The following is a 26,596-nucleotide window of genomic DNA, read 5'->3' as shown; positions in this document are numbered from 1 at the left end:
TCAATGACGACGACCGACCTGGACTCGGCCGCGACGCGGCGGACCGTGCGCAGCGGCGAATTCGATATCGCCGTCTTCGAATACGGCGATCCGAGCGCGGAAACCATTGTGCTGGTGCATGGTTGGCCGGACACCCACCATCTCTGGCATGCGGTGGTGCCACTGCTGACCGACCGCTTCCACGTCGTCACTTACGATACCCGCGGCCACGGGGAGTCCACCCGCACCCGGCGCGCCCGAGACTTCCGCCTGGATGCGCTGGCCGGTGATTTCTTCGCCGTCGCCAACGCGGTCAGCCCGGATCGACCGGTGCACGTCCTCGCGCACGACTGGGGTTCGGTGCAGGTGTGGGAGGCGGTGTGCGAACCGCAGGCCGCGGCCCGGGTCGCGTCGTTCACCTCGGTTTCCGGGCCGAATCTGGACCATCTCGCGAAGTGGGTGCGCGCCAGGCTGTCCCGGCCGACGCCGCGCAATCTGTGGCAGCCACTCACCCAGGCGCTGTCGTCTGGATACACGATCTTCTCGATGACACCGGGGCTAAATCAGGTGTTCCGGGTCGTCGCGCACGAAAAGCGTTGGCAGCGCATCGTTTCGATCATGAACGACACCGCGCCGTCGAATATCGTGCTCGGCCCCACGTTCCGTCGTGACGCCGTGGAAGGTCTGCTCATCTACCGTGCCAATATCCTGCCGCGAATGCTCGCGCCGCGAGAGCGCCGCACCGAGGTACCGGTGCAGTTGATCGTCGCCGGTCGCGATGTCGCGGTGCGACCGGCGGGATATGACGATGGGCACAAATGGGTTTCGCGGCTGTGGCGCCGCGATGTGCCCGCCGGGCATTGGATGCCGTTCTCCCATCCCGAATTGCTCGCGACCGCGACCACCGAGCTCATCGATGCGGTGAATAGCGGTGTGGCGCCGCGCGGCCTGCGTCGCGCTGAAATCGGGCGCAGTCGAGAGCCATTCGAGGATCAGCTCGTGGTGATCACCGGCGGCGGCAGCGGCATCGGTCGCGAGACCGGCCTGGCGTTCGCGCGCCTGGGTGCGGAAGTCGTGCTGTCGGACATCAATCTGGACGCGGCCAAGGAGACGCGAAAGCTGATTGCCGCCGAAGGCGGTGTGGCGCATGCCTATCAGCTCGATGTCTCCGATGAGGAAGCGGTGCACCTGCACGCGGTGGAGGTGCTCGCCGCGCACGGCGTGCCCGACATTCTGATCAACAATGCCGGAATCGGGCAGGCCGGTGGGTTCTTCGATACGCCATCGGCGGAGTTCGATCGGGTCATGCGGATCAATCTCGGCGGCGTGGTCAACGGCTGCCGTGCTTTCGGTTCGGCGATGGCCGAGCGCGGACTCGGCGGACACATCGTCAACCTGTCCAGCATGGCGGCCTACAGTCCGCAGCAAGGGTTCAGCGCATACTCAACCAGTAAGTCGGCGGTATTCATGTTCTCCGACTGCCTGCGCGCGGAACTGGCCGGGCGCGGCATCTCCGTGCACACCATCTGCCCCGGCATCGTGCACACCAATATCGTTGCCACCACCAGATTTTCGGGTGTCAGCGCGGAGGAAGAGCAGCGCAAGCAGGAGCGGTACGACAAGCTGTACCAGGCGCGGCGCTACGGTCCGGATAAGGTGGCGGCGCAGATCGTGCGGGCGGTCGAACGGGATCGCAGTATCGTGCCGGTCACCCCGGAGGCGCGGTTGCAGTACCAGTTCAACAAGTTCGCCCCGGCGGTGGTGCGGTTCTTCGCCGCACGGGTGAAGCTCACCTGAGCGTCTGAGGTGTGCCTGCGAGTTCGGCCTCGATGGCCGCAACTCGCTCGGCACCGATACCCCATGGGTGCTCGACGCCCACCTTGCTGTCGAGATCCCAGAGCACGCACGTCTCGCCCGGCTTTGCGACCATCGACCACGCGACGACGGTGCGGCCGAGTTGTTCACCCATGGACCCGTGTGAAATACCCTTCGTCGCAACGCCTTCCGGGAAGTGGTGGAGGAAACGGCCGTATGCCGCGGTGCAGAATGCGGCATACATCTCCGTGCACAGAATGAATCCGTGCCAGGCCTCGTCGACCGCATGGGACGGCATACCGATGACCTGACCGTCGCGCATGGCCGCACCACAGCAGCGCAGCCACTGCCGCAGCCCGGTTTCCACCAGTTCCCGCGGCTGCCACGGGCTGGTTTTGAAAACCGCGTCGGGAAATTCGAGTGCGGCCACCACCCGGCCGACATCGCTCAGGTCGATTCGGCGCTGGGTACGGTGTCGTAAGAAGGCCACGATTCACTCTACGGCGAATGGGTGATTGTTCGGCGAGCCGTTGCTTTTCGTGGGTTCAGTGTCGGGGAGTGGGCCTATACCATTTCGGAATGGCGGTTTTCTTCGTTGTACTGCTGCTGATCATCCTCTTGGTCGGTGGTGGCATCACGGCACTGGTCGTATTTCTGATCACCCGGGCGACCAACCGGGGAGTGCAGCACGGGCAGAGGGGGTATGGGGGCTCCGGTGACTCGCCGTGGGCTTACGGGGCCGCCGGGTTCGATTCGGGGATGGGTTTCGATCCGGGCAGTGGTGGGGGTTATGGGCATGGCCACGGTCACGGACATGATCACGGGCACGGGCATGGTCACGATGGTGGCAGCGGCAGCAGCTGTGGTGGGGGTAGTAGCTGTGGTGGCGGGAGTAGCAGTAGCTGCGGCGGTGGCGGGAGTAGTTGCGGTGGCGGCGGGAGCAGCTGCGGCGGTGGTGGGTCCTGAATGCTCGCCCTGCTGCTGGTCTTCCTGATCACGGTCCTCATCATGTGCGGGATCGCCGGGTTCGTGCTGCTGGTGACCAACTTGCCGAGTCGGACGCCGCGGCGCGGGTTCGGGTGGATCGGGGGGCCCAGTTCTTCGTCCTGGGATGCCGGTGATGCGGGCGGCAATGACTCGGGGAGTGGGGGTAGTTGCGGTGGGGGTAGCAGTAGCGGCGGCAGCGGCTGTGGTGGTGGTAGCTGCGGTGGAGGAGGTTCCTGACGGCCGTGCGGTCGACCGGAGATGCGAGCTAGTTGCGGGACGGCGGCAGTAACAGTGGCGGCGGGAGTGCCGCAACAGGCGAGGTCCCCTGTTGTCGGAGCCGCCGGCTTGGTCTGCGGATGTGTTGGCGGCGTGGGTGAGTTCGATTCCCGTCCGGGCGCAATTGCGCGCTCAGCGTAATTGGTGCGCTCGACTTGACCTCAACTCTGCTTAAGGTTCCAGGCTGGTCCATGTCGGATCGAGTCAGGAATTGATGGAGGTTGTCATGCGCGCTGTACACGCTGCGGAATTCGGTGGGCCCGAGGTTCTTTCGGTGCGTGAAGTGCCCGAGCCGGTCGCCGGACCGGGACAGGTGGTCGTCGATGTAGCGGCCGCTGATGTCATGTTCCTTGATGTCCAGCTCCGAAGTGGTTGGGGCACCGAGTTTTTCCAGCTCGAACCGCCGTATGTGCCGGGTGGCGCGGTCGCCGGGGTGGTTACTTCGGTCGGTCCGGAGGTCGACCCGAGCTGGGTCGGCAAGCGCGTTGTCACCGATACCGCCGCGAGCGGCATCGGGGGCGGTCAGCCGATCGGCGGCTATGCGGAGCAAGCGCTCGCCAAGGTCGAAACTCTTGTCGCCGTGCCTGAAGGGTTGAGCCTGACGGCGGCGGTAGCGCTCGCCCACGACGGTAAGACCGCGCTCGCCATCTTCGACCGAGCCGCGATCCAACCCGGTGAGTGGGTTCTCATCACCGCGGCAGGTGGGGGATTGGGCACCCTGCTGATTCAGCTCGCCCGCGCGGCCGGAGCCAATGTCGTTGCCGCGGCCCGTGGTAGCGCCAAACTGGACCTCGCGGCACGACTCGGCGCGAACGCGGTCATCGACTACTCCGAGTCCGATTGGTCTGCGAAGGCCCGCGCCGCGACCGGTGGAGCCGGTGCGAACGTTGTATTGGACGGTGCGGGCGGCGAATTGGGTGCGGGCGCGATAGAAGCCGCAGCCGATGGCGGTCGCTTCATCGGATATGGCGCTGCCGCAGGACAATTCGCCGACTTCGATCGAGAAGCCGTGGCGGCGCGTGGAATCGACGTGCTCGGGCTGTTCGATCTGACCGGAAAAGGCGATATCGATTGGCTCGCGTTGACCGGACGTTCGCTCGCCGAAGCGGCGGCCGGACGGCTGGAAGTCATTATCGGCCAGTCCTTTCCGCTCGAACAAGCCGATCGCGCACATGTGGCAATAGAATCGCGAACCGCCGTCGGACGCACACTTCTTACGGTCTGAACGGCCTTCCGGGACAACTTGTCTCGGTACCTGCGGGTACCTTTTTTGGGCATTAGGGTGCCCCGGGTGGAAACGCTGATTGTCGTTGTCGTCGTCCTCATCGTGCTCGGTCTCGTCGCTCTCATCGTGCAGTGGGCCAGCCGCCCGCCCCGGAGTGAGTCCGCTTGGGACCGTGGTGATGTCGACGACGACTACGATGCCTGAAAGACCGACTGAACTCAGCCGACCGGAGTCAGCACCACCACCGCGATCGGCCGCTTGGTCATCTTCTGGTACTCGCTGTAGCGCCCCTGATTGACCTTGTCGACAATCGCCCAGCGCCGCGCATAATCCGGATCGTCGGGCAGCGTCGCCCGCGCGATCACCGCTACCTTGCGCCGCCCGACCTGAATCTCACACTCCGGCTTCGCCTTCACATTCGCCAACCACCCCGGTGGCCGCGGCGACCCACCATTCGACGCGGTCACCAAATAATCCGCCCCATCCCGCCCATAAGTCAGCGCCGACGTCCGCGCCTGCCCCGTCTTGCGCCCCACCGTCCGCAACAACAACGTCGGATTCCCGAACAGCACCCGATGCCCCACCACCCCGCCACTCTTCTCATAAACCCACTGATGCACCTTCAGCACATTCGCAAACAAACTCGCCACAGCCCACCCTCCAGCCAGTTCCCGGGTTACACCCCCACCCTATCCACCCCCACACGCCACCCACCGTCACCACGCCGCCCCCATCCGACTGGTGCCAGCCCCACCCCACCCGGTACCATCCCCAACGCTGTCGGTATCCACCGCACACGGGGCGGTAGCTCAGTCGGTTAGAGCCGTGGACTCATAATCCATTGGTCGCGGGTTCGAGCCCCGCCCGCCCCACAAGCACCCGCTGACCAGCGGGTTTTTGTTTTTCTGGAGAGGTTTCGATCTAGAACAGCGCTCTTCCACGAATAGATTATTGCGGTAGCATCGGGCGGCATGGGGACCGTTTCGCTGGACGACATCCGCGAGTTGCGCGACGACTTCGCGACCGAGCTTCGGCGGAAGAACCGCGCCAAGAAAACGATCGACGTCTACATGGTCCACATCGGCTACTTCGCCGATTACCTGATCTCCGAAGCGCTGCCGACGGACGCGCCCGAGATCACCCGTGACCACATCGGCGGGTACATCGAGACCCTGCTGTCAAGGACGAACCGCCGCACCGGTGAGCCATTGTCCCCGCAGTACGCGCGCAGCCAGTATCGGAGCCTTCAGCAGTTCTTCAAATACCTTGCGGCCGAGGAGATCATCGAGTCCAACCCGTTCGACAAGCTGAGTCTGCCGGACGCTCCGGACAAGCTCGTGCCGGTACCGAGTCTCGAATCCCTGCGCGCCCTGCTCGACCAGTGCGCCGGAACCGACTTCGATTCGCGGCGGGACAACGCGATCATCCGCCTGTTCGCGGATACAGGGTGTCGTTGTGGCGAGGTCGCCAACCTGGGTCTGGACGATCTCGACTTCGAGGAAGACAGCGCGCTGGTCGTCGGCAAGGGCGGCCGGCCACGATCGTCACCGTTCGGCGACAAGACGCGGATCGCGCTGCGCCGGTACCTGCGCGCCCGCAACCAACATCCGTTCGCGAAGAAGAGCGACCGGCTGTGGCTCGGTCGGCAAGGGCCAATGACCGACCACGGCATACGGCAGATGCTGGAACGCCGCGCCCAGGCCGCGGGCATCGACCACATCCACCCCCACATGCTGCGCCACTGGTTCGCCCACAACTGGCTCGCCAACGGCGGCCAGGAGCAGGACCTTATGATGCTGGCCGGATGGCGCTCGAGGCAGATGCTCGATCGGTACGGCAAGTCCGTTGCCGACGAACGCGCAAAAGCAGCCCACCGCCGAGCGCGTCTTGGGGACAGGCTGTAGGTGCATCGGCTGGAACATCCGGCGGCGCGCTTCGAGCCTGTCGGTCAGGCGTTACCGTTGGCGGTATGTCCGACGATCTCGTCGCCTGGGCGGCACAGCTTGCGCAGGATCACCTCATCGGTCTGACGCGACGGTGGCAGCATGTGCAGGGAGTTGCGCAGCATGCCCAGCGGGCCGCGGGCATTGTGGACGACTCCGATCTGCTGCTTGCCGCGGCGTGGCTGCATGACATCGGTTACGCGCCGACGATCTGCCGAACCGGGTTCCATCCCGTCGACGGAGCCGAGTTTCTGTGGCAGCGGGGTGCTTCATCGCGGCTGTGTGCTCTCGTCGCCAATCATTCATGCGCGCGGGTAGAAGCGCGAAACCGCGACATCGAGATCGACTGGCCGGACGAGCAGACAGCCCTACGTGACGCCCTATGGTGGGCGGATATGACGACGACCCCAACCGGAGCGACTACGGACGTGCGCAGTCGCGTTGCCGAGGTTCGTGAGCGGTACGGCCCAGACCATGTTGTATCCAAGTCGTTGGTGGAGGCCGCACCCGAACTGATCGAGGCAGCCGAGCGCACCGAGAAGCTACTACGCGGTTGATGAGGCCGTGAATCTAGCTGTTACGTGAAATACGTTCCTGTTGCGGGACTTAGACCTCGTTCTATGCGAAGTGCAATTGAGGGATGTACGTTCAGTGACGAAATATCGTTCGGCGCAACCCATCTGACTTCCTTCGACTCCGAGCTCGTACGGAGGTCACCGCCGATAGGATCGGCGTGAAAGCAGATCGAGAACTCTTGGCGCACCTCTCCGTCGTCATATGCGATGACGTGCTCCGGATTCGAGAATATGCCGATAAGGTCTGTCACTCGGACATCGATTCCGGTCTCTTCTTTGACCTCTCGCACTAGAGCCTGCGTGATTGTCTCGCCAGCCTCCAAGCCACCGCCAGGGATCGAATAGCGATCGTTGTCGGTGCGGTGAATCATCAGGATTCGACCCTGTGAATCACGCACAACGGCACTCACGGCTACTTTTACGCTGTTAGGGGTGGGGGCGTTGGGGTCGTGAAAATAGTCGGTCCGACTCATGAAGATCACCTTTCGGAGGTCGCGTTCGACCACACATGCTCGAAGCTGGTCATGTATGTCTCGAACATGTCGCCTGCAGGCAATTGTCGAAGATGAAGGGCTGGGGCATGCGCACCCGGAAGTCCGTATACGTGCATGTTGACGATCATCTCGTTGTCGAATCGGAATACTGAGTTGTACAGCGTCGTGTCGTGGTACCGCAGCTCAACGCCGTCGATCGCGGCCAGCGGCTCGATAAGCGCGAGCGCGTTGTTGATGCGAGAGGGGACAGTGCCCACCGCCAAGCGTTCCTCGGCGCTACGTTTGTCGGCCTCTGCTGCTGAAGGTCGACCGAACAGCAGCCGTACTTTCAGTCCGTCGCGAGTCTTCGAGCGTAGCGTCCGTGCGAATTCAGGCTCCTCGGCGAGAAACAGGCCCGCGAGAACCAGGACATCGAGTTGTTCGGTTGTGCTGGACAGCAGTCGCTTCCACAAGTCACTTGGAATTGCACTCCGGTGGGGGAAGATCGTCAGCACCTCTGACTGGGCGACCTCGATCTTCCGTTCCGGTGCAAGGGCGTCCGGCCACAAGTAGTTCTCGGTTTCTCCGAGGAGGGCCGCGACTGCGTGCCTATGCCGCGGATAGGGCGTGCGCGCCTTCGTGATCCAGCGCTCAACGGTCTTGGGCTCTACGCCGGTCTTGTCCGCGACATCCGGAATGTCCAGCCCAGCCTGCTGCATCGCACTGCGAAGGCGTTCGTTCGCCATGTCTCCTCCAATCGAAGGGACTTCTAGGGACTTCTTTACGGTACCTGAGACGTCTGGACAAGTCCACCTATGCGGTGCTTCTGCCTGCCAATTCCACGAAAAGTGGGGAACTGCAAGGAATTTCCCACTTTCGAAGGAGCGGACACCCGATGGAGAGGACTTCCACCGAGGCTCGGAATCTGATCAGCCTCAAGACTGCGGCAGCACTTGTCGACGTTGATACCAAGACGATCCGGAACTGGATCGCGGCCGGTGACCTCAGCGGGTTCCGCGTGAATGGTCGCCTCCTGCGAGTGGAACGTGACGAGCTGCTGGCGCTGATTCAGCCGACCACGATGTTCGTGGATGGCGGTGCGGCATGAGCACCCCGGTCGAGAGGGCGTTGCAGGCGCGAATCGCCGCGCACGAGTCCTGGGCAAAGACGTCGGATCGAGCCGCCCGGACGGCGAAGGCCCGTGATGCTCTGCTGACCAAGTTCGATCGCCTCGTTGATCCCGATGGGCTGCTCAGTCCTGAAGAGCGGGCTTACCGAGCGGCGCAGGCGCGGAAGGCCCATTACACCCGGCTGGCGTTGAAGTCGGCTCAGGCTCGTCGGCGCCGCGGTGGCAAGAGCCGCCACGAAGGCGGTGGTTCGTAATGCGTGCCCGCACATTCGGTTTCGCGGTTGCGGCGGTGTCGATCGGCTACTTGGTTCTGACGCATCCCGCGGTTGTCGGTTTCACGGTGATGCTGCTGGGTGCGTTCGCGTTCTGGGGAGCGTCGCGTCGGTGGGGGGTGCGGCGATGAGTGTGAACGAGTCGTTTCATCCGCTGGAGTTGTTGGACGAGTTGGACGCGATCGCGCGTGAGCAGGAGTTGTTGCGGCTGCGGACGACTGCGTTGCAGGCCCGCTACAGGGCGTTGGAGCCGTACGCCGACTTGTTCAACAAGCCGGGGCCAGACGACAAGCCGTGGTCGTGCAAGGAGTACGGCAGCGTCAACGTCAAGTACACGGTGCAGCACCTCGGCAGGGCTGCCCATGACATGGCCGACACTGTGAAGTACTGGCTTCATTCGGCGCACGAGCTGGCGGAGAAGGTCCGCGAGTATCCACAACCTGAGCTTGAGCAGGCCGACCGACCGCGCGTTGATCGGGGGCGGTCGCGGTGAGCGCGTCGTGGCAGCCGGGTCCGGTGTCGCAGGGGTACACGGTCACTCATTTCGACCGTGGCCGTGGGCATACGGCGTTGCATTCGATGGCGGGGCCTGAATTCACCGGTGTCGGTGCGGTGTACGCGCCGTTGGGGTTGTTGCCTCCGGTGCTGCGGTTGGTGGCGGTTGGTGTGTTGCTGCTGGTCGCGGTCGGTGCGTGTGCGGCGTTGAAGGACACCGGACATCACTATCCGCCGTCACAGAACATCTGCCGTTCGGTGAATTCCGGTGTGGCACCGGAGAAGCCGGGCAGCTGCGTCCCCTCGGGGGAGGTGAGCGGGGGTGAGTGATCTGGACGATGCGCGGGCACGGTTCGAGCGGCTGTCGATGGCCGATGAGGTGTTGTTCGACATGTCGCAGGCCGCGTGGGCGTCGATGGAGCGCAACGACTTCGCCCAGACGACGGGTGAGCGCGCCAAGCTCGATTACCTCAAAGGTGTTCGGGACGTGGTCAAGCGCGAGACCAGCGAGGCACGGCGCAGCTGGCGTGCGGCGCTGGAACGGGATATCGCCCAGCAGCGTACTCGAACAGGTTCGCGGCGGATCGAGCGGTCGCGATGAGCCGATTCCACGATCCCGAAGGGGAGAAGTTCGGCATCCCGACGTGGCCGTGGGGGTTCGCGCCACAGCATCTGCGCACGCATCGGCAGCTGGCGCGGGAAGGGCTGCGGCCGGGCGCGGACTACGAGGCGCAGGTGTTGCGTGCTCGGGGTGGTTCACGGGGGCCGTTGAAGGCGTTCCTGTACGACGCGGAAACGGCTGTGCCGAAACGGGTTCCGACTCCTTCCCAGTTGGAGGCGTTGGAGCTGGCACGCATGGAGCGGTCGGTGCGGGCGTGTGAGCGTCGCGGGATCGACGCCACGGACATGCGTGAGGTGATCACCCAGGCCCGCGCCGATATCACCGCCCGCCGCAGCCAGCGGCCGGGCCGGGGAATCGAGCGTGCACGATGACCCGGGAACCAGCGGCCGCGGCCTGTGGGTGCGGCGGGGCTCATTACGCGCGTGGCATGTGCCGGCGCTGCTATCGCAACAGCCGCAACCGGCAGATCGCCTATGGGCGTTGGGATCCCCGCGAGATCGTGCCCGCCGCTGAGGTCCGCGGCCATATTGGCCGGGTCACGGCGGCGGGGGTGCGGCTGACTCAGCTGGCCCAACTGGCCGGGGTCGACTACATGACGGCGTGGCGGGCAGCTCGTGACGGCGAGGCCCGGATGGATGCTGAGGCCGCGGCCGCGATTCTGGCCGTCCCGGTGCCCGAACGTGCGGCCGACATTGTCGCGGACAACGCGTTGGTCCCCAGCCATGGGGCGCAGCGGCGGATCCAGGCGTTGATCGCGTTCGGCTACCCGCGCAATCAGCTGGCCCGGGAGCTGGGCATGCGCTCCAACAGCGGCGCCATGGAGAACCTGGTCGGTCGCGCCCACGGCGAGAACCGAGGGCAGTCCATCACCGCGGAGCGCGAACGCGCCGTGAAAGACCTGTTCGACCGGCTGCAGATGATTCCGGGTCCGTCCGAGCGGGCCCGAGCGCGGGGCCGCCGTAACGGGTGGGCGTTGCCGTTCGAGTGGGACGAGGCCGCGTTGGACGACCCGCACGGCACCCCGCAGCGAGCCCGGTGGACACAAGGGTCAGCGACGCGTGAGCGCCGCGAACAGGTCACCGATCTCACCGAGCGCGGACTGTCGAGCGAACAGATCGCCGAGCGCCTGCACACCACCACCCGCACCGTCGAGCGTGACCGCGCCCTCACGAAAACGCAGCCGAGTCAACCGGTTTCGGCGGAGATCGAGGCCATGGGGGCGCTGGTGGTGCAGGCGCGGCAAACGATCGCCGCACGCCGCCACAGCAGCCGTGCCTCTGCACAGCGAAGGGAGCGAACCCGATGAACCACCACAGCAGCAAGTCCGGCCGCTACGTCGAGCTGGAGTTGATGTACCGGGACCAGATCATCGGCGGCCTGCGCACCAGCGGTCTGTCGTATCGAGAGATCGCGCGGACGTTGGGGGTGTCGGCCCGCCAGGTCGAAGCCGTGCTCGGGGAGATCGCGGTGTTGCGGCGCGGCGGACGCAGCCTTGACCAGATCAGCCGTGCCATCGGGCTGCCACGCAGCACCACCCACGAGATCCTCGGCCCGGGCCGTTCACAATCGACTGCGGTGAAAACCGCTGTGCTGGCGGGTGTTTCGGATATGCATGGGATGCAGCTGGATGTTTTGGGCTGGTTTCTCGGGATGGAACGCAACCACGTCTACAGCCTGGCGAAACGGCTGCACGAGGACGGCAAGATCCACGAGCTCGATCACGTGCAGGCCGGGGAACGCTGGGTTGTCCCGACGCGGTTGACCGCGGCCCGCTACCTGGGGTGGCGTCCGGCTGATTGGCATCCGCCGTTGGGGTTGGCCGAGCATTACCGCGCGGTCGCGCAGGCGCGGATCATGCTGGTCGGTTCCGACCCGCAGCTGTGGGTTTCCGAGCGCCGGTTGCGCCACCGCATCGGCAAGACCGCGGCCGTGAAGGGGACACGCCGCGAGGTCCCGGTCTCGACCGGGCGGGAGCCGATCCTGGGGCATCCACACGTGCATGACGGGCGGTTCCTCGGTGTGGTCAAGGGCCGTCACGGCTGGTGGGCGGTCGAAGTCGAGTTGTCCAAGAAGGACCCCGAGTACATGGATATCGCGCTCAAGGGCGCGATCCGCGCCGCGCGTGACAGCACCGACGAGGTGATGGTCGGGGTGCTGTATCTGTGCCGCACCTCGGCGGTGCTCGACAACGTCACCGCCGCCTCGCAGCGGTTACCGGAGGCCGAATTCGGTGATCTCGCACTGGATTTGGTGATCCGCGACTTCGACCGCGACTGGTCGAAATACCTCACCCGCTACGGCCAGATGCGCGACGCCGCCAAAGCGCGCAGCTCGAACCGGCGCCGCCGCACCCTCATTCATCTCACCCAGACAGGTAAAGCGTCATGACCAACCAGAACTGCCAACCCATCCTCACCCCCACCGACTGCAACCCCCTCACCACCGCCGCGCCGGCACCGACCGCACCGCCGAGCATCGTTCAGGATCCGCCGCCGGCGATCGAGGTGCACCCGGTCAAGCCGCCGATCAAGCAGCTCGACGGTATCGACTTGCCCGACCTGAGCGCCCTCACGCATGTCGCGGGGACCGCGACGGTGTGCGGGGTGGTGGTGGTCGCGATGCTGGTGATGATCGTGGCCGTCGCCGCACGGTGGCCGTTGGCGCCGCACCGGTTGCGCAACTTCGCGATCGGATCCCTGCTGCTGCCAGCATGTTCGGCGTTGGCGGGTGGTTCGTGGACCACCCCAGCCTCCCTCTTGTGGTCAGGGGCGTCCCGGGTCGCCGAGGGTGACTGGTCGGGGTTGCCGATGATGCTCGCGTTGGGGGTGCCGTTCGCGGCGGTGACCGCGACGTATGTGTGGGCGAAGTTCGTGCACAAGACCAACACTGTCGGGTTGAAGTCCCTGGGTCGTACTGAGCGGGTCAAGGACGCGATGAACGCCCGTAAGTTCGCTCGCGCCGCCCAGGCCGCGAAACTCGGTGCCCCCTACAGCCTGGCCGATGGCATCGTGCTCGGCCCGCTGGCGGATCGCACCACCGCGAAACCGGCCGGGTTGTGGCGGGAGCTGACCACGCGGCATCAGACGTGGATGGTGGTGCCGCACAAGCAGGCCAAACGCCACATCGCGTGTGTGGGGACGACCGGCTCCGGCAAGACCGAGCTGATCAAACGCTATTTCGTGGGGATGCTCGACTACGAGTGGCGGGCGTTTGTGCAGTGGAAGGACGTGCCCGCGATGCGGGCCAAGCACCCGCGCCCGCTGATCGCGGTGATCTCCTGCAAGGGCGGCCAAGACGACCGCGACCTCGGTATCGAGATCCGTGACTACGCGGTCCGCAAAGGCATCGAGCCCGCGCGGATCGCGAATGTGATGCCCGGTGGGGACCGACTCAACCTGTTCGACCAGTCCGCCCGCGACCAACGCGCCGCCTTCGCCGACATGCTCAACGCGGGAGAAGCCACCACCAGCGAAGGCCAGCACTTCGACGAAATGCGCCGCCGCATCGTGTCTTTGGTCATCGACGCCCCGGTCGGACCACCCCGGTCCTCGCAGGAGTTCCTGCAACGACTCGACGCCGATGTGCTCGTCGACATCTGGGGCCAAGCACCGGATGTCAAACGCATGGTCAAAGCGCTGCAGGAGGAGAAGGTCCCCCAGATCGACGACGCCCTGATCAAAGCGTCGAACCTGTTCGACCTGTTGCAGGACTTCAACGGGCAGTTCGTGTTCGACGGCGGCAAGAGCCTCGACGACATCGACGTGCTGTATGTGACCGTGCCCGGGTTGGACAAGGACGCCGCCCGCGCCCAGGTCGCCGCGATCCTGCGGATGGTGATGCAACGCGCCGGACGCACCGCCAAAGATCAGCGCCGCAGCGTGACGATGATCATCGACGAAGTCTCGGCGACCACCACCGACCGGGGCGCGATCAACCTGATCGACACCGCCGAGCGAGGCCGCTCCCAATGTGTCGCGATGCTGTTCGCCGCCCAGTCTCAGGAGGGTTTGGCGCGGGATGCGTGGAGCCTGAACCGGCTGTTGAAGGCGTGCGCGGGTGGTGTGCTGCTCGGCTACAACGAGAACGCCGGAGACCTGTGTAAACACCTCGGATCCGTGCGCGGAATGCTGCCGTCACGGCATCTGATCAAGGGCCAACGCCACGGCGATGAGGGCCAGGTCTCGGTCGGGGAGATGTGGCTGGTCGACCCGGATGTGCTGCGGCAGTTGGACACCGGCGAATTCGTCTACGCCCGCGGCCGCCGCGCCCAATGGGGCCGCGTCGTGCAGGTCAACCCAACCGAACTCACCCCCATGCCCGGCACACCGGCCGCCCAAGCCGCCGCCGACAACACCGGAAACAACCCGAACCCCTCCAGCGCCACCGCCGTCGCCTGAGGCATCCCTGTTTCCCGAAACCGATTGGAAAGCAACACATTATGCGCATCATCCGCGATAACGACCACAACGACGATGAGAACCCGGACGAGGGCCGCGAACCCGTCGACCCGAAGGCGATCGGCGACATCATCGCCGACGAGTTCGCCGACTACCTCGCCAAAGCTGTAGCCGCCGCCGACAACCCACCCACACCGCCCGCCCGCAGCAGTGAACCTGAACCGGCCGAACGCCCGGTGCTGCGGCTGGTCAAGACCGACACCACCGATACCGGTGTCACGCACAGCGATTGGGACAAGCCCGCCGACCCGGGTGCGGTTGCCGCGGCCGGGCGGGTCGCGCGGCGGCGCATGGTCGGCAGTGCGGCGGGCGGCTCCTGCCTTGTGGTCACCGCGACCGCGTTCGCGACGTGGGGGCAACCGCTGCTAGTGGCCGGACCACTGGCCGCCTACGGCGCCAGCTGGCTGGCCTACGTGTGGTGGAACGCCGCGCTGCGGCCATCGATCCCGCAGATCCTCGCCACCGCCACCACCAGCATCGGCCACGCGATCGCCGCCGTGTTCACCACCATCACCGCACTCGTGCACGCCGTCCTCGGCCGCATCGACGTCGCCCGCACCCGGCACGAAACCCACCGCACCGCACCGGTCCCGCCGTCCCTGTAACCCCGAAAGGAACCCCAGTAATCATGAACCGCAACATCATTCGTCCCGCCGCGATCGGCATCAGTGCTGGCGTGAGCGTATTCGCCGCCTTGTACGCACTGGTCGAATTCGACCCGTTCGACGACATCGAGGACTACCTCGCCCGCCGTCGACTCACTCCCGGCGAGCGCGCCGAACTTGACCGCATCGCCGCCGAGCAGGCCGAACGGGACCAGCTCTATCGCGCTCAGCGTGAGCAGGACGAGCAGGAACGCGAGCAGCAAGCCGCCACGGTGGCCGCGGGATTCGCGCCGGAGCTGCTGAGCACGCCCGGCATGGTCGCCACCGCGCAGGAGCTGACCCTGCCGCAGCTGGTCGCTGAAATCATCCACGCGGAGCAGCAGTTTCGTAGCGGCTGTGGTCCCGCCGAGCGGTACGCGCACTGCGCGGCACTGTTCGGGGAGTGGCGCCGCCGCAACGACTACCGGATGCGTTCCACGTTGCCGCGCGTGGAGTGGTTGCGCCTCGACATCGCCCGCGAACAGATCGAGACCGCGCGCCGCCAGCCGTGGCCGCATATCGCGTTTCCCACGCCCGAGCTGGACGACACCACCGCGGCTGCGTCGGTCGAGGGCGTCGGCAACGAGATCGGCGGGTGATCGGTGATGCCTGATGACACCAACGACCCGATCCTGCCGGTCCCATCCGAGCTGTACCAGGACTTGGCGGAGTTCTACGACCACATCAACCAGATGCGCGACCAGCTGAACCGGGTCAGCGAACGCTATGTCGATCTGGCCCATTCACCGCAGTCGCTGGCGGTGGACAACCTCGGTGAGCCGATCGAACCAATCGACGCCAACGGCGCGGTGCTGACGGCACTGGACGACGCAGACCGGCGACTGTGCCGGGTCGAAGCCGCGATCGACGAGGCCCGCAAGAACGCGAGCCGATTGAAGCTCACCGACCAGGCCGACGAGCACCGAAACCAGCAGCTCGAACAGCAGCGACGCGGCACCCGCCGCCGCAGCAGATAACCGAATTCCCCTACCGCTGAAAGGAATACAACACCATGACTGACCGCAGTCCCGAAGATGAGTTGATCGCCGAGGCCCGCAAGTTCGGGTACGCGATGAAGGAAATGCTGCGTTTACACGCCCAGGCCGGGAACTGGCTGGACCGTCGCCGGATCCGCAAGCAGATCAGCCTGACCTTGCGCGAGCAGCGCCGCGGCGAGCATGCCGGCCGTGAGAAGCAGCTGGTGTGGACCCAGCAGATGATCGACCGCTACCGCGCGCACTCCCTGGCGGTTGCCGATCGCGGCGCCGATCCGAGTGTGGATCACCAGCGCCGCTACCGTGATTCCCAAGCCTTGGTGCGGCATGCCGACGACCTGCGGGCGCGCATCGTCGCCAACGCGCGGTTGACGAAGGTCGAACAGGGTATCGCGCTGGATGGTCTGGACGCGGCCACGATCTTCCCGCGGTTCGAGCCGGGCCGGTTGTTCGCCAAGGCGCACAAGGTGCGCGGTATCGAGGCGTTGCGCTACCGCGCGCAGGTCGCCCGCACTGTCCGGGAACAGGCCGACAGCCCACGATTCGATCAGCAGCAGTCGCAGCCGTCGTATGAGGCCCGGTTGACCTGGACTGATCGGGATGGGCAGATCGCGGGTCGGGACGCTCGCGGGTTCGGTAGTCCGCGTGAGGGTTTGGCGTGGATGTACCGCGATATCGACCACTCGATGTGGGTCGATGGTCAGCAGGTCGAGGCGAGTTTGCGGGATCCGGCTGGGCGGCAGGTGTATCACCGCCACGGCGCACCGGAAGCGGTCGCCGAGCAGCTCGAACACCCGTTGGGCATCATCCGCACCGCTGACGGTGCTTACCGGCAAACGCCCGACGCCGGGATCTTCGCCGACGCTGACACCCTCGCCGATCACCTGCGCACCGTCGCCGACGCGCAAGCCGAACAGCTGCATCCAGCCGCCGAGCGTCCACCCCAGCAGCTGGGGAAACCGTTCGTGGTCAACGTCGGTCCCTCCGATGTGCTGCACCTCGACGACGCTGAGTACGCCAAGGTCCCGCCGCAGGACCGTACGCAGTTGCGCACGTTCGACACTCGTGAGCAGGCATACGACTGGACGTTGCATCAGCTCGACACTTACCGCGATACCAGCAGTCGCGCCGGACAAGACTTCTCGGTCACTATCCGCGAACAGGGCCGAGTACACGACGCGCAGGTCGTGGACGGGCCGCTCGGGATGGTTACCGACGAAGTTCGTGGCCTGCGTGAACAGCGCCAGCATCCCCAGCGTGGACAGGCTACTGAGCAGCCGAAAACCCGTACGGCCGAGCAGCAGTCGGCCACGTCGGTGGATCCGGATCGGTTCGCTCAGATCGAGCGCCAGTTGAAAGACATGGCCGCCGATCGTGACCGGTTGGAGAACCGTGTCGGTGTCCTGCAGCGCGGTTTGGACGCGGTCACTGCCGACCGCGACGAGTTCAAGCGCAATCTGGCCGGCGCCGAGGGCCGCATCGAGGAGTTGAAGAACCGCAACATCCGCCTCGCCAACGAGATCGGTGAACTGCGCGACCGCCCGAAGGTCGATCAGGTCGCCGCCGACCGCGACCGCTACAAGCGTGAACGCGACGAAGCCGTCCAGAAACTCGCCCAGACCTTGTGGACCCAACGAAACGGACGCACAGCAGATCGGGCCGAGCAAACCCAACAGCGCGGCGAGGAACAGCACCACGTGGTGATCGACGCCGAGGACAACCACAGCGCCGAACGGACCAAGCCTGCCGAACGACTCGACGACACCCAACCGTGGCGGCCAATCGACGTCGACAACCAGCGTGCCGAGCGTAATGGCCAGCGCCGCAACGGGATCGAAAGGAGTCGTTGAGATGGAACGCGAACACGAAGAAGCCATGCGCGCCGACTTCACCACCTATGTCGAGCTGGGACGGCAGATGTACCAGGCCTCGAACAGTGAGGCCGAGATCCAGCTCCTCGACATGCAACAGCAGGTTGTGGCCGATCGGTGGGAGTCCGGTCCGCACGCCGAGCACTGGAACTACCTCGAAGACGCCCGCGAGGACTGGCGGCGAGCACCGGACACCATGCGCCGGTTCCTGGACAACATCGACCACAACGGCGGATACGGGCTCACCGATATCCAGTACCGCAGCCAGGAACAGGCCCGCGACCTCACCGCGCAAGACCGCCCGCGGACACGGTCGCGGATCGAACGAGGGCGGTGAGCGCGATGCACATCGAGCACGAGGAAGCGATGCGTGAGGCGTTCACCGAACTGGATCGACTCACCGGCATGGCGTATCGGCCGGAGGCGACTCAGGCTGATATCCACCGCCTCTACACCGACGGCGCCGCGATCGATCACGGTTGGCACCACGGCCCGCACCGGGAGCAGTGGGGATTCCTCAAACACGCTCGCGCCCAATGGGAATCCGATCCCAATATGATGCGGCGCGCACTGGTCGAATCTGTCCACACCCCGGGCGGGAAATTGGACGCGGTACAGCGCCGCAGCATCGAACAGGGCCGTGTCTTGGCCGCTGCCGACACCACCCGTCCCGGCATCGAGCGGGGGCGGTGAACCATGGAACGCGAACACGAAGACGCCATGCGCGCGGACTTCGCCGACGCTGAGCGGATCAACGCGGAGGCGTTCCGGGACTACCGCGCCGGACGGTGTAGCGAGGTTGAGTTCCAGCAGCGGATCAATCAATACGCCGATATCGATGATCGGTGGATGGATGGCCCGCACCGCGAACAGTGGGTCTACCTGCGCTATGCGTGCGATGACTGGCAGCTCAAGCCCAAAGCGATGCAACGCAAGCTGGCTGCGACCGATACCTCGCCGGCCGAGGCATCCGCCAACGTCTCCGATGTCGAGCGGCGCAGCCTCGTGCAGGCCTGGGAGATCGAGCAGGCCCGCGCGATCGAACGCGCACGTGTGCGCCGACAGATCCAGCGGGGGCGCTGAGGATGGAACCACAACAGCCGCAAGGGCATTCATACCAAGTCGTCACCGACGCGTTGACCCGCCGGGTCGGTCCAGCTCCGTATCCGCGATCCCCGGTGCAATGGACGAACTACCTGTGCCCGGTGCATGAGGGCGACGGGCAGCACCACAACCCGTCACTGGGTGTGCGCTATGACCCGCGAGAAGGCAAGACCATGGTGCGGTGCTGGGCTCGCTGTGACGACGAGGAGGTTTTGGACCGGATCGGGTTGCGGGTGCGTGATCTGTGGGATCGGCTGCCCGAACGTGACCTGAACCAGCAGCGCAGCAATGGTATTCACGGTCAGCGGTACGCGGTCGCTGAGGGGCGGCCGGTGACTCCGGTGGAGCGGGCGATCGCGGCCGCCCGGTTCCCGGTCCTGAACAAACCGGATCTGGGGGCGCAGATCGGGCCTGCGGAGAACGTTGACACCTACGTCTACCGGTGGCACACCGATCGCATCGAGGGCGCGGTGTTCCGGCTGCAGACTCCGCATGAGCACGGCTACGCGAAATCGTTCTGGCAAGCCAGGTGGACCGGAACCGAATGGGAGAAGGGCGGTTTCGCGCCGATCCCGTGGAAGCTGGCCGATATCCGGGAAGCTCTCGACACCGGCCGCGAGATCTATGTGTGTGAGGGCGAGAAGGACGTCCAGGCGGCGAACCGGGTCGGGATGATCGCGACCTGCAACGCCATGGGGGCCGGATCCTGGACACCCGAACACGCCAAATGGCTGCGCGGGGCGGGGCGGGTGATCGTGGTCGCCGACCGCGACCGCCCCGGCTACCTGCACGCCGCCAAGGTCGCCGACACCCTGGCGGACCGCGTCGGAGAGGTGCGGGTCGTGCAGGCCCGCGACGGCAAAGACCTCTCCGACCATTTCGCCGCCGGCTACCACCTTGAGGAACTCGATCCGGTTCCGTACCTGGATCGACCACAACGGCAGCGATTTCGCGAACCCGCGACAGGGGCACGAACCCGAAGCCGCTGATCCAACGCACCGATCACATTGGAAAGGAAGACCACGAATCATGACCGAGAACGTGACCGGTGCGGACACGGTGCGCAGCAACGACGCTGCGCACCGCAGCGCACCGGATAAGGCACAGACCGGTGCGCAGGCACCGAGACGCCCGGTGCGGGCGTGGCCGGTGCTGTTGTTGGCCCTGCCCGCATTCGTGGCGATCTGGTCCGGCTGGGTCGGCCTCGGTGAGCTGACCGGATTCGGGCCGGTGCACCCGCTGCCCGGTATCGCCGATGACTTCGAGATCAATACCGCGATTACGTTGCCGATTGGGATGGAGGCATACGCCTCCTACGCGCTGTCGGTGTGGCTGTCCGGGCGGATCCGTTCAGGACGAACCCGCAGCTACGCGAAGTGGTCAGCGTTCGGCAGTCTCACCCTCGGTGCCGTCGGGCAGGTCGCCTACCACCTCATGCAAGCCGCCGGCGTGACCGTGGCGCCGTGGCCGGTCACGGTGCTGGTGGCCTGCCTTCCCGTTGTGGTACTCGGCATGGGAGCAGCGCTGGCTCACATGATCCTCGGTGAGCACCACCACGCACCAGCCGTGCGCAGCGCCCCGGAACCGGTGCATACGCCCGAATTGGTACGCACCGTCTCGGTGCGTGAAGTTCACACCGAAACCGGGTCGGCCACCAACGAACTGACCGCCCAGCACGGTGCACCACAGCTCGACAGTGCGCAGCAGATTGAGATCGAGGCACCCGTGCGCACCGACGACGCCGATCAGCCGCTGCGCACTGACCGATGGGCGATGGTGGCCGAGATGGTGTGCAGCACCGACCCATCCGGGCGGCGCGACCCCGCTAAGGTTGCTGAGATCCTGCGCCTGCGTCACGAGCAGAACTGGTCTCACGCACGCATTGCCGAACAGGTTGAGCTCAGCTCGTCGTCGGTCACGCGCACCCTCTCCGCGGCACTGGAATACGCCGATCCAGATGCAGCAGGCGGGAACCGTTGAGATTCACGGCGATACAGCCTACTGGATGATCCCGGAACCGTGCCGACCAAGCTCATACGCCGTCGGCACGGCTTCCGCTCACGTGCCGATTGACTGCCTAAAGACTTCCTTTTCGATTCCCCTGAAGTTCCGGTGAGATGCGCCTCTCTAGTCTCTCAACTTACTGAAAATGGGCGCTGACCAGGTGGTTTGACCAGGAAGTGCGGAGGAAGTGCGGAGGAAGTGCGGAGGAAATTCTGGAATGTCAGGATGATAGAATTCGGCAAGTGAGCGGAAGTCGCAAGACGTCCGCGGACGATCCCGGGGAGCTCTGCGAGCTCCCCGGGCCGCCGCTAGCGGAGCGATCTCAGTTGTCGAGACCTCTGATCGCTGCTAGTGCCTGTGCCGCTGCCTCGGCGATCGCCTTGATTGCCGAGGCAGCGGTGGCATTATCAGCCACATGCTGTATCAGCCAGTAGGCGTTCGCCCCTGCACGAACCCACGTCAGTGATTCGAGCGAGCGCTGGAGTTTCTTCCAGCGAGGGTTTGGCGGTGTGTTGGGTTCGGGCGCAGTGCTCACACGCCCTCCTCTCTTCTTCGGTTGTTCCGCCGCAGGTGCGACGGCTCGAGTCCACCCCGAATCGCTCGGAGGGGGCCCAGCCGTCGCACCTGCTGGTCGAACAGTGCCGTGCGACCCGTTGCGTGAGTCGCTGAAGCAAGGAGATCGGCCGAATCGGGTTGCCCCGGTCCAACACTGGCCGATCGGGATCCAATCATAATGGCCCAGCCGGACCCCGCTGCACCCCGATCACCCGCCGAGAGAGTCGACGCCTCACTCGTGCGCCCGACCAGCGAGAGCATTGGACTGGTTCGGGGTCACACCTACAGCGAGGTTTGACCGCTCCAGCTGCGAATTTCTGCAGCGGACAACCGAGCAACTATCTGAACAGATAGGCCCGCCGGGCACCGGTCCCGCGGGGTCTATCTCGTTGTCCGAGTGTGGAATCCGTCCGGGATTTGTCCGGGACATGTCCGGGATCTATCCGGGACATGTCCGGGATTTTCAAGTCCCGGACAAATCCCGGACCCCACGTCAGAACTACGTTCTGACGTGGGTGTTTGGTGCCGTCTCCTGCCCTGCCCGGCCAACACTCTCTATGGCTTCGCTGTTCATAGAGAGTGTCAGCCGGGCAGGGCAGGAAACAACACCAAACACAAAGCAGGGAAGGTCCAGAAGGGAGGAGAAGAGAAGACCACAAGAAGAGGGACCACAAAAGGGGGCTTGGGAGCGTGGTTGCGTCAGGTGCGGAACTTGCGTTTAGAGCAGCGCCACCTCCGGTGGCGTGTTCGCGCGCCAGGGCGCGCTCAGTGCGCCAGATCAAGTCAGGTGCGCGAGTGGCGGTTTCGAGCACGCGAGTTACAGCATGTGGCCGATTGCGAGCGCGGCCCGCGGGAGCTTCGTGCGTCGAGGTGGGACCACAACAGGGGAGTCGCCCTTTGGTCAGTTTGATGCCTAGTCGTCAAGACAATTCGCGGAGGTTGATGCTTACGAATCATTTGATTCCTAGGCATCAAATGATTGACGTATATGCATCAAAATCATTGGGATACAAGGCTTTTCGCGGTAGAACTGATGCATAAACATCAAGGCGGGGAGGTCTTTCGATGAGTACTTTCGCCGGGTCGATAGTGACCGCAATCGAATCGACATGGGCGACAATTCGGGACCGGCATCCGGACGTACCGGATGTGGTGGTCGCGATGGCGGCCGGTTCGATCGGCTCCCCGCGCGGGGTGCGGCTCGGTCACTTCGGGCCGGATCGCTGGCTGCACGGCCAGGAGTGGATGCCGGAATTGTTCGTCGGCGGTGAAGGATTCGCGCTCGGCGCCCGCGATGTTATCGGCACCCTGCTGCACGAAGCCGCGCACGGCGTCGCCCGCACTCGCGGGATCCAGGACACCAGCCGCGGCGGTGCCTACCACAACGCGAAATACCGTGGGATCGCTAATGAATTCGGTCTCACCGTCGCCCGACAGGCGAACCGCGGCTGGTCGGAGACTGCCGTCCCGGACGAGATCGCAGAGCAGTACCGGCAGCAGATCGACACGTTGGACAGCGTGCTGGTCGCCTACCGCCGGTCCGAACACGGTGGCGCGCTGGCGGGCCCGCCAGGCGACGGCGAGACCGGCGACGAAGGCGGCGAGGACGATCAGCGTGCACCGCGCAATGGTCGGGCCTTGACCTGTGGATGCGATCCGGTGCGGCGAGTCCGCGCGGCGCAGCGCACCATCGACGCCGGGCCGATCCTATGTGGGGTATGCCAGCAACCGTTCGCTACCGCGGCGCTTACACCGGACGCAAACCCGCCCTTACCACCGAACAAGCCGATGCACTCCGGTCGCGCGCTGCTGCTGGCGAACCGAAGTCCATGCTGGCCAAGGAATTCGGGATCAGCCGCGAAACCGTCTACAGCTACCTGAGGTCCGCGACCCTATACCGCACAGGCGCGAAAAAGGACGGGTGAGGCGATCGTAGCGCCCCACTAGTGGCAATCTAACAGCTATCTATTTGTGACCTCGAATCGGGACCACGACGGCACGCTGTCGCCCTACGATCAACGGGAACTGGGAACGCTCTCACTACTGATCTGTCCTGTCCCTTTACCGGGGAGGCGCACATGGTCGAGCCAGTGCAGGTGCTGTGGCCTCCAAATGGGTGACGATGTGCTCGCTGGGGACGATGCACCTGGTCGACATCACTGATGGTGATACCTCCACCCCGCAGCCGACCCGGCAACCGCCGGACGTGGCATCTAGGGAAATGCCGACACCCTGCCGCCGCCATGCGCGTCCGACCTGTCCCAGAACGCAAGGTCCACCTCTAAGCGAATGGAGCAATCGTGGCGAAGAACCCAGGAAACGATCCCGGTGACATCGGTGGTCTGAGCAGTACGCCCGATGAGCTGTTGCAGGCTGTGCAGGAGCGCGGTGACGAGAGCATGGAGACCGGGCGCTATGTCATCACGTTCCGGGAAGACGCCGAAGAAGGAGGTGTGCAGGCGCTCCGCAGCCAGGGCTGCAGCGTGGTCAATGCCCGCGAATTCGGCGACCGGGCAGTTACCCTCGAAGATATCGGCGACAATGAGGCTTTGGTCCTGCCGGAAGTCGGATGCGCGGTTGTGTCCGGTACTGCATTGCAGGACTATGGACTACTCGCGCAGGTCGAGTCCGCGGACAGTCCGATCGAAACAGTCGAGCCGGAGTACTTCGCGTTCAGCGAGACTGACGTCGACTACCTGCGTGGCTTCAACAGGGCAGCCGAGGTCATCGCCGACGACTTGCGGGTGAACGGCGGGCACGAGCTCGTCGCGGAGGACGAAGTCGAGGCCCAGATGGCCGGCGCCACCTGGGGCATCGTTGCCGGCAAGGTACCGCCCAGCACCCGCAGCGGCGCCGGAATCCGGGTGGCGGTACTGGATACCGGCATGGACCTCGGCCACCCGGACTTCAAAGGCCGGAATTTCGTCAGCAACAGCTTTGTCGGACAACCGGTGCAGGATATGCACAGCCACGGAACCCACTGCATCGGCACCGCATGCGGCCCGAAGGCGCCCGCCGGCGCGATCCCGCGCTACGGAATCGCCTATCGGGCCCCGATTTTCGTCGGAAAGGTCCTGAGCAACGCCGGAATCGGGTCGACCGGGGGCATCCTCGCCGGGATCGACTGGGCTCTTGCAAACCGATGTGTCGTCATCTCGATGTCGTTGGGAGCCCTGTCACCGGTTCAGGCCGCATACACTACGGCCGGGGAGCGTGCGCTGCGGCGTGGGTCGCTGATCATCGCTGCCGCCGGAAACATGCCCGGGCTTGCTACGGGGGCACCGGCGAACTCGCCGACGATCATGTCGGTGGCATCCCTGGACAAGAACTTGACCCCCTCGTCCTTCTCCAGCATCGGCAAGATCGATATCGCTGCTCCCGGCCGCGACGTCATCTCCTCGGTGCCGCGGCCGCAACTCCACGGCCCGAAGAGCGGCACCAGCATGGCAACTCCGCACGTAGCCGGATGCGCGGCGTTGTGGGCAGAATCCGACGCCGGTCTGCGTGGCACGAAGCTCTGGAAGAGGCTGGAGGAGACGGCGAAGCGGCTACCGTTCCCGCATTCCCGCGTCGGCGCGGGGCTGGTGCAGGCACCGTAACCGAATCACCGCCCGTCGAGTCGAGTCCGAGAAGGAGGAAAATGGGTGGCGTGAAGAAGTGGATCGTCACAACGACGGCGCCCGACCGTCCCATTTCGGAGATCGTCGACGAACTGACCGCCGCGGGATTCACGACCGACAAGATCCTGGAAGAGCTCGGTGTCGTCACCGGCGACGCCGGTGACGACACCGCCCAGCGGCTGCGAACAATCCCTGGTGTCACTGACGTCTCGTTGGATTCTTCCGTCGACATCGGGCCGCCGGATTCCTCAGAAACCTGGTAGAACCCGGGGATTGATGCTGGTGGAATCGCGAAACCAACTTTGCGAGTCGATGGCGCCCAACCCGACGGTGTCCATAGTGGTGGCTGGCGGCGTAGCGGGTCCAGGTAGCGGTGACTTGAGCGGCCACGCGTGATCGACATCCCTAATTGAATCCGCCTCTCGCGCGCAGAACGGCTGCTCGATCCCACGTCGCGAAATGCCCGAACTCACCACCTTCCGCCTCTTCATCCTCCCAACGACCGAAAATTGCCCATACTAGGAAGGAAGGCCATGTTAAAGGAAGATACCCCTCTAAGTTCAACAAGCGACGAACCAAAATTGCCCAGCAAATTTGAGGCAGATGACATTCAAAGCAGAGACTTAATGTGGAGCGCGCCTATCTTTCACGGCGATTGCAAACTATCAGGTCTCATCTTCGGCACCCTTGACAAAGGGCCAACCTTCCGGTTCCGTTCGGACGGAACCTGTGAACTTTTGGCCAGGTTTTACTCGTCTGGTTCAGGTGATGCTTGGGTCATCCACAATCTTGATTTGAAGGACGCGAACGGAACGGTTCTGTTCACGATGCCAAAGTTCTCCAGTCCCGGAACAGTAACCGAAAACCAGGTAATCGACTGGGTTCGCCCACTACTGTATCCCGCCATTTACTTTTCGTGGATTGCTCAGGTGACTATTAGGTCTAGTTGCTGAACTCCTTTCCGTGGGACAGCTCGGTGTCCGGTTGGGCTTTACCCCAACCGGACACCGTTTCTGGTCGCTGCTGACCGTCGACCACTTTCATAGTTCCGAATCCAGAACCTCACCCACTCTTCGGTGCTGTCCCGGAGCAGTCGGTGCGGCCCCGACCATGGTCCATTGGCCCGCGGCAAGGTAGCCCGGACAGCATCAATTCTTCCGATGGCCCAAAGAACGACAAAGAGGTTCTCCAAGGTGGTTCGTCGTTGTTGGGGTACCACGACACCGCGGCGATCGAAAAGAATCGCATCAAGGTGGTGCCGCGCCTCGGCGACCCGATCTGACGCGACGTAGTCGATCACGTTCAGCACACGGTCGTACTGGGCGCGGAGAGCCGTCAGCCAACCGAAGACAATGGCCGCCATTGCGGCGACCGAACCGACACTCGCAGTTGCGACCACACTCCATGGCATAGTCTGCAATATACGGAGGCGAGAGACATTGTGCCGGTGAATGATTGAGGCTAACCGGCAGCCGGATCCTCTGTTCGCCAGAACGATCAGAGGGTCAGTTTCTTTCTCGCCATCGGGCAGTAGTCCACGATATCGAGGAGCGCG

33 protein-coding genes and 1 tRNA gene are annotated in these 26,596 nt (G+C 64.7%); 29 read left to right on the top strand and 5 right to left on the bottom strand.

Annotated elements, in window-relative coordinates:
• The first annotated feature begins 3 nt into the window (after positions 1-3).
• Positions 4-1,776, top strand: a complete 1,773-nt coding sequence (locus ACFYOW_RS21625; protein WP_387290498.1) for an SDR family oxidoreductase — start codon at positions 4-6, stop codon at positions 1,774-1,776.
• Here the strand turns inward: ACFYOW_RS21625 and ACFYOW_RS21620 are convergent.
• Complete coding sequence (locus tag ACFYOW_RS21620; protein WP_387290496.1) at positions 1,769-2,284, bottom strand: hypothetical protein; 516 nt, start codon at positions 2,282-2,284, stop codon at positions 1,769-1,771. The genes ACFYOW_RS21625 and ACFYOW_RS21620 overlap by 8 nt on opposite strands.
• Positions 2,285-3,283: 999 nt before the next feature.
• Between ACFYOW_RS21620 and ACFYOW_RS21615 the strand changes: the two genes are divergently transcribed.
• Together ACFYOW_RS21615 and ACFYOW_RS21610 are read left to right on the top strand one after the other, a co-directional pair.
• Positions 3,284-4,282 carry a zinc-binding dehydrogenase gene (locus ACFYOW_RS21615; RefSeq protein WP_387290494.1) on the top strand — a complete coding sequence of 333 codons (999 nt, stop codon included), beginning with the start codon at positions 3,284-3,286 and terminating at the stop codon, positions 4,280-4,282.
• Positions 4,283-4,348: 66 nt separating this feature from the next.
• Complete coding sequence (locus tag ACFYOW_RS21610; RefSeq protein ID WP_387290492.1) at positions 4,349-4,486, top strand: hypothetical protein; 138 nt, start codon at positions 4,349-4,351, stop codon at positions 4,484-4,486.
• Positions 4,487-4,500: 14 nt separating this feature from the next.
• On the opposite strand, the gene ACFYOW_RS21605 is transcribed toward ACFYOW_RS21610, so the two are convergent.
• Positions 4,501-4,932, bottom strand: a complete 432-nt coding sequence (locus tag ACFYOW_RS21605; RefSeq protein WP_387290490.1) for a nitroreductase family deazaflavin-dependent oxidoreductase — start codon at positions 4,930-4,932, stop codon at positions 4,501-4,503.
• A gap of 148 nt (positions 4,933-5,080) precedes the next feature.
• Between ACFYOW_RS21605 and ACFYOW_RS21600 the strand changes: the two genes are divergently transcribed.
• The 3 genes from ACFYOW_RS21600 (at position 5,081) to ACFYOW_RS21590 (ending at position 6,782) form a co-directional block, all read left to right on the top strand.
• Positions 5,081-5,154 (top strand) — tRNA-Ile (locus ACFYOW_RS21600).
• 99 nt (positions 5,155-5,253) lie between these two features.
• A complete protein-coding gene (locus ACFYOW_RS21595; RefSeq protein ID WP_387290488.1) occupies positions 5,254-6,186 on the top strand; it encodes a tyrosine-type recombinase/integrase in 933 nt (310 codons plus the stop codon).
• Positions 6,187-6,251: 65 nt separating this feature from the next.
• Positions 6,252-6,782 (top strand): HD domain-containing protein, encoded by a 531-nt coding sequence (locus ACFYOW_RS21590; protein WP_387290486.1) that lies wholly within the window; start codon positions 6,252-6,254, stop codon positions 6,780-6,782.
• A gap of 20 nt (positions 6,783-6,802) precedes the next feature.
• Here ACFYOW_RS21590 and ACFYOW_RS21585 read toward each other — a convergent pair whose 3' ends face one another.
• Positions 6,803-7,273, bottom strand: a complete 471-nt coding sequence (locus ACFYOW_RS21585; protein ID WP_387290484.1) for an NUDIX hydrolase — start codon at positions 7,271-7,273, stop codon at positions 6,803-6,805.
• A gap of 5 nt (positions 7,274-7,278) precedes the next feature.
• Positions 7,279-8,019 carry a helix-turn-helix domain-containing protein gene (locus tag ACFYOW_RS21580; protein WP_387290482.1) on the bottom strand — a complete coding sequence of 247 codons (741 nt, stop codon included), beginning with the start codon at positions 8,017-8,019 and terminating at the stop codon, positions 7,279-7,281.
• A gap of 149 nt (positions 8,020-8,168) precedes the next feature.
• On the opposite strand from ACFYOW_RS21580, the gene ACFYOW_RS21575 reads away from it, so the two are divergent.
• From ACFYOW_RS21575 to ACFYOW_RS21485, 19 genes are read left to right on the top strand one after another with little or no spacing between them, the layout of a single operon-like run.
• Positions 8,169-8,381 (top strand): helix-turn-helix domain-containing protein, encoded by a 213-nt coding sequence (locus ACFYOW_RS21575; RefSeq protein ID WP_387290480.1) that lies wholly within the window; start codon positions 8,169-8,171, stop codon positions 8,379-8,381.
• Positions 8,378-8,656 carry a hypothetical protein gene (locus ACFYOW_RS21570; RefSeq protein ID WP_387290479.1) on the top strand — a complete coding sequence of 93 codons (279 nt, stop codon included), beginning with the start codon at positions 8,378-8,380 and terminating at the stop codon, positions 8,654-8,656. Before ACFYOW_RS21575 ends, ACFYOW_RS21570 begins: the two co-directional genes overlap by 4 nt.
• On the top strand, positions 8,656-8,805 hold the full coding sequence (locus tag ACFYOW_RS21565) for a hypothetical protein (RefSeq protein ID WP_387290477.1): 150 nt from the start codon (positions 8,656-8,658) through the stop codon (positions 8,803-8,805). Before ACFYOW_RS21570 ends, ACFYOW_RS21565 begins: the two co-directional genes overlap by 1 nt.
• Positions 8,802-9,167: a hypothetical protein gene (locus tag ACFYOW_RS21560; RefSeq protein WP_387290475.1), complete on the top strand. Its 366-nt coding sequence runs from the start codon at positions 8,802-8,804 to the stop codon at positions 9,165-9,167. Before ACFYOW_RS21565 ends, ACFYOW_RS21560 begins: the two co-directional genes overlap by 4 nt.
• Positions 9,164-9,499: a hypothetical protein gene (locus ACFYOW_RS21555; protein WP_387290474.1), complete on the top strand. Its 336-nt coding sequence runs from the start codon at positions 9,164-9,166 to the stop codon at positions 9,497-9,499. The genes ACFYOW_RS21560 and ACFYOW_RS21555 overlap by 4 nt, the downstream gene beginning before the upstream one ends.
• Positions 9,492-9,770: a hypothetical protein gene (locus ACFYOW_RS21550; protein WP_387290472.1), complete on the top strand. Its 279-nt coding sequence runs from the start codon at positions 9,492-9,494 to the stop codon at positions 9,768-9,770. The genes ACFYOW_RS21555 and ACFYOW_RS21550 overlap by 8 nt, the downstream gene beginning before the upstream one ends.
• Positions 9,767-10,162: an RRQRL motif-containing zinc-binding protein gene (locus ACFYOW_RS21545; protein WP_387290470.1), complete on the top strand. Its 396-nt coding sequence runs from the start codon at positions 9,767-9,769 to the stop codon at positions 10,160-10,162. The genes ACFYOW_RS21550 and ACFYOW_RS21545 overlap by 4 nt, the downstream gene beginning before the upstream one ends.
• 56 nt (positions 10,163-10,218) lie before the next feature.
• On the top strand, positions 10,219-11,097 hold the full coding sequence (locus ACFYOW_RS21540) for a hypothetical protein (protein WP_387290467.1): 879 nt from the start codon (positions 10,219-10,221) through the stop codon (positions 11,095-11,097).
• Positions 11,094-12,179 carry a hypothetical protein gene (locus tag ACFYOW_RS21535; RefSeq protein WP_387290465.1) on the top strand — a complete coding sequence of 362 codons (1,086 nt, stop codon included), beginning with the start codon at positions 11,094-11,096 and terminating at the stop codon, positions 12,177-12,179. Before ACFYOW_RS21540 ends, ACFYOW_RS21535 begins: the two co-directional genes overlap by 4 nt.
• The gene (locus tag ACFYOW_RS21530; RefSeq protein ID WP_387290464.1) at positions 12,176-14,188 is read left to right on the top strand and encodes a hypothetical protein; all 2,013 of its coding nucleotides are present in this window, start codon (positions 12,176-12,178) and stop codon (positions 14,186-14,188) included. The genes ACFYOW_RS21535 and ACFYOW_RS21530 overlap by 4 nt, the downstream gene beginning before the upstream one ends.
• A 41-nt stretch (positions 14,189-14,229) precedes the next feature.
• Positions 14,230-14,853 (top strand): hypothetical protein, encoded by a 624-nt coding sequence (locus ACFYOW_RS21525; RefSeq protein ID WP_387290462.1) that lies wholly within the window; start codon positions 14,230-14,232, stop codon positions 14,851-14,853.
• A gap of 23 nt (positions 14,854-14,876) precedes the next feature.
• The gene (locus tag ACFYOW_RS21520; protein WP_387290460.1) at positions 14,877-15,491 is read left to right on the top strand and encodes a hypothetical protein; all 615 of its coding nucleotides are present in this window, start codon (positions 14,877-14,879) and stop codon (positions 15,489-15,491) included.
• Positions 15,492-15,497: 6 nt separating this feature from the next.
• A complete protein-coding gene (locus ACFYOW_RS21515) occupies positions 15,498-15,869 on the top strand; it encodes a hypothetical protein (protein WP_387290458.1) in 372 nt (123 codons plus the stop codon).
• 35 nt (positions 15,870-15,904) lie between these two features.
• A complete protein-coding gene (locus ACFYOW_RS21510; RefSeq protein WP_387290456.1) occupies positions 15,905-17,737 on the top strand; it encodes a hypothetical protein in 1,833 nt (610 codons plus the stop codon).
• Position 17,738: 1 nt separating this feature from the next.
• Complete coding sequence (locus ACFYOW_RS21505) at positions 17,739-18,095, top strand: hypothetical protein (protein ID WP_387290454.1); 357 nt, start codon at positions 17,739-17,741, stop codon at positions 18,093-18,095.
• Positions 18,092-18,451 (top strand): hypothetical protein, encoded by a 360-nt coding sequence (locus tag ACFYOW_RS21500; RefSeq protein WP_387290452.1) that lies wholly within the window; start codon positions 18,092-18,094, stop codon positions 18,449-18,451. Before ACFYOW_RS21505 ends, ACFYOW_RS21500 begins: the two co-directional genes overlap by 4 nt.
• A gap of 3 nt (positions 18,452-18,454) precedes the next feature.
• Positions 18,455-18,841, top strand: coding sequence for a hypothetical protein (locus ACFYOW_RS21495; protein WP_387290450.1), 387 nt, complete (start codon positions 18,455-18,457; stop codon positions 18,839-18,841).
• A 2-nt stretch (positions 18,842-18,843) separates the two neighbouring features.
• Positions 18,844-19,851, top strand: coding sequence for a toprim domain-containing protein (locus ACFYOW_RS21490; RefSeq protein ID WP_387290448.1), 1,008 nt, complete (start codon positions 18,844-18,846; stop codon positions 19,849-19,851).
• A 40-nt stretch (positions 19,852-19,891) separates the two neighbouring features.
• Positions 19,892-20,842: a hypothetical protein gene (locus ACFYOW_RS21485; protein ID WP_387290446.1), complete on the top strand. Its 951-nt coding sequence runs from the start codon at positions 19,892-19,894 to the stop codon at positions 20,840-20,842.
• A gap of 346 nt (positions 20,843-21,188) precedes the next feature.
• Here the strand turns inward: ACFYOW_RS21485 and ACFYOW_RS21480 are convergent, their stop codons facing one another.
• Positions 21,189-21,401 (bottom strand): hypothetical protein, encoded by a 213-nt coding sequence (locus ACFYOW_RS21480; protein ID WP_387290444.1) that lies wholly within the window; start codon positions 21,399-21,401, stop codon positions 21,189-21,191.
• A gap of 1,669 nt (positions 21,402-23,070) precedes the next feature.
• Here ACFYOW_RS21480 and ACFYOW_RS21475 point away from each other — a divergent pair.
• From ACFYOW_RS21475 to ACFYOW_RS21460, 4 genes are all read left to right on the top strand, one after another.
• A complete protein-coding gene (locus ACFYOW_RS21475; protein WP_387290442.1) occupies positions 23,071-23,346 on the top strand; it encodes a helix-turn-helix domain-containing protein in 276 nt (91 codons plus the stop codon).
• A 375-nt stretch (positions 23,347-23,721) separates the two neighbouring features.
• Entirely contained in the window at positions 23,722-25,020 is a 1,299-nt protein-coding gene (locus ACFYOW_RS21470) for a S8 family serine peptidase (protein WP_387290440.1), read from the top strand.
• 41 nt (positions 25,021-25,061) lie between these two features.
• Positions 25,062-25,304, top strand: coding sequence for a hypothetical protein (locus ACFYOW_RS21465; protein ID WP_387290438.1), 243 nt, complete (start codon positions 25,062-25,064; stop codon positions 25,302-25,304).
• Between the two features lie 270 nt (positions 25,305-25,574).
• Entirely contained in the window at positions 25,575-25,994 is a 420-nt protein-coding gene (locus ACFYOW_RS21460; RefSeq protein ID WP_387290436.1) for a DUF6294 family protein, read from the top strand.
• Positions 25,995-26,596 lie beyond the last annotated feature (602 nt).

This window comes from Nocardia sp. NPDC006982, assembly GCF_042869435.1.
Taxonomy (GTDB): Bacteria; Actinomycetota; Actinomycetes; order Mycobacteriales; family Mycobacteriaceae; genus Nocardia.
The sequence above is the reverse complement of the archived record's forward strand: the minus strand, read 5'-3'. Positions and strand labels throughout refer to the sequence as shown.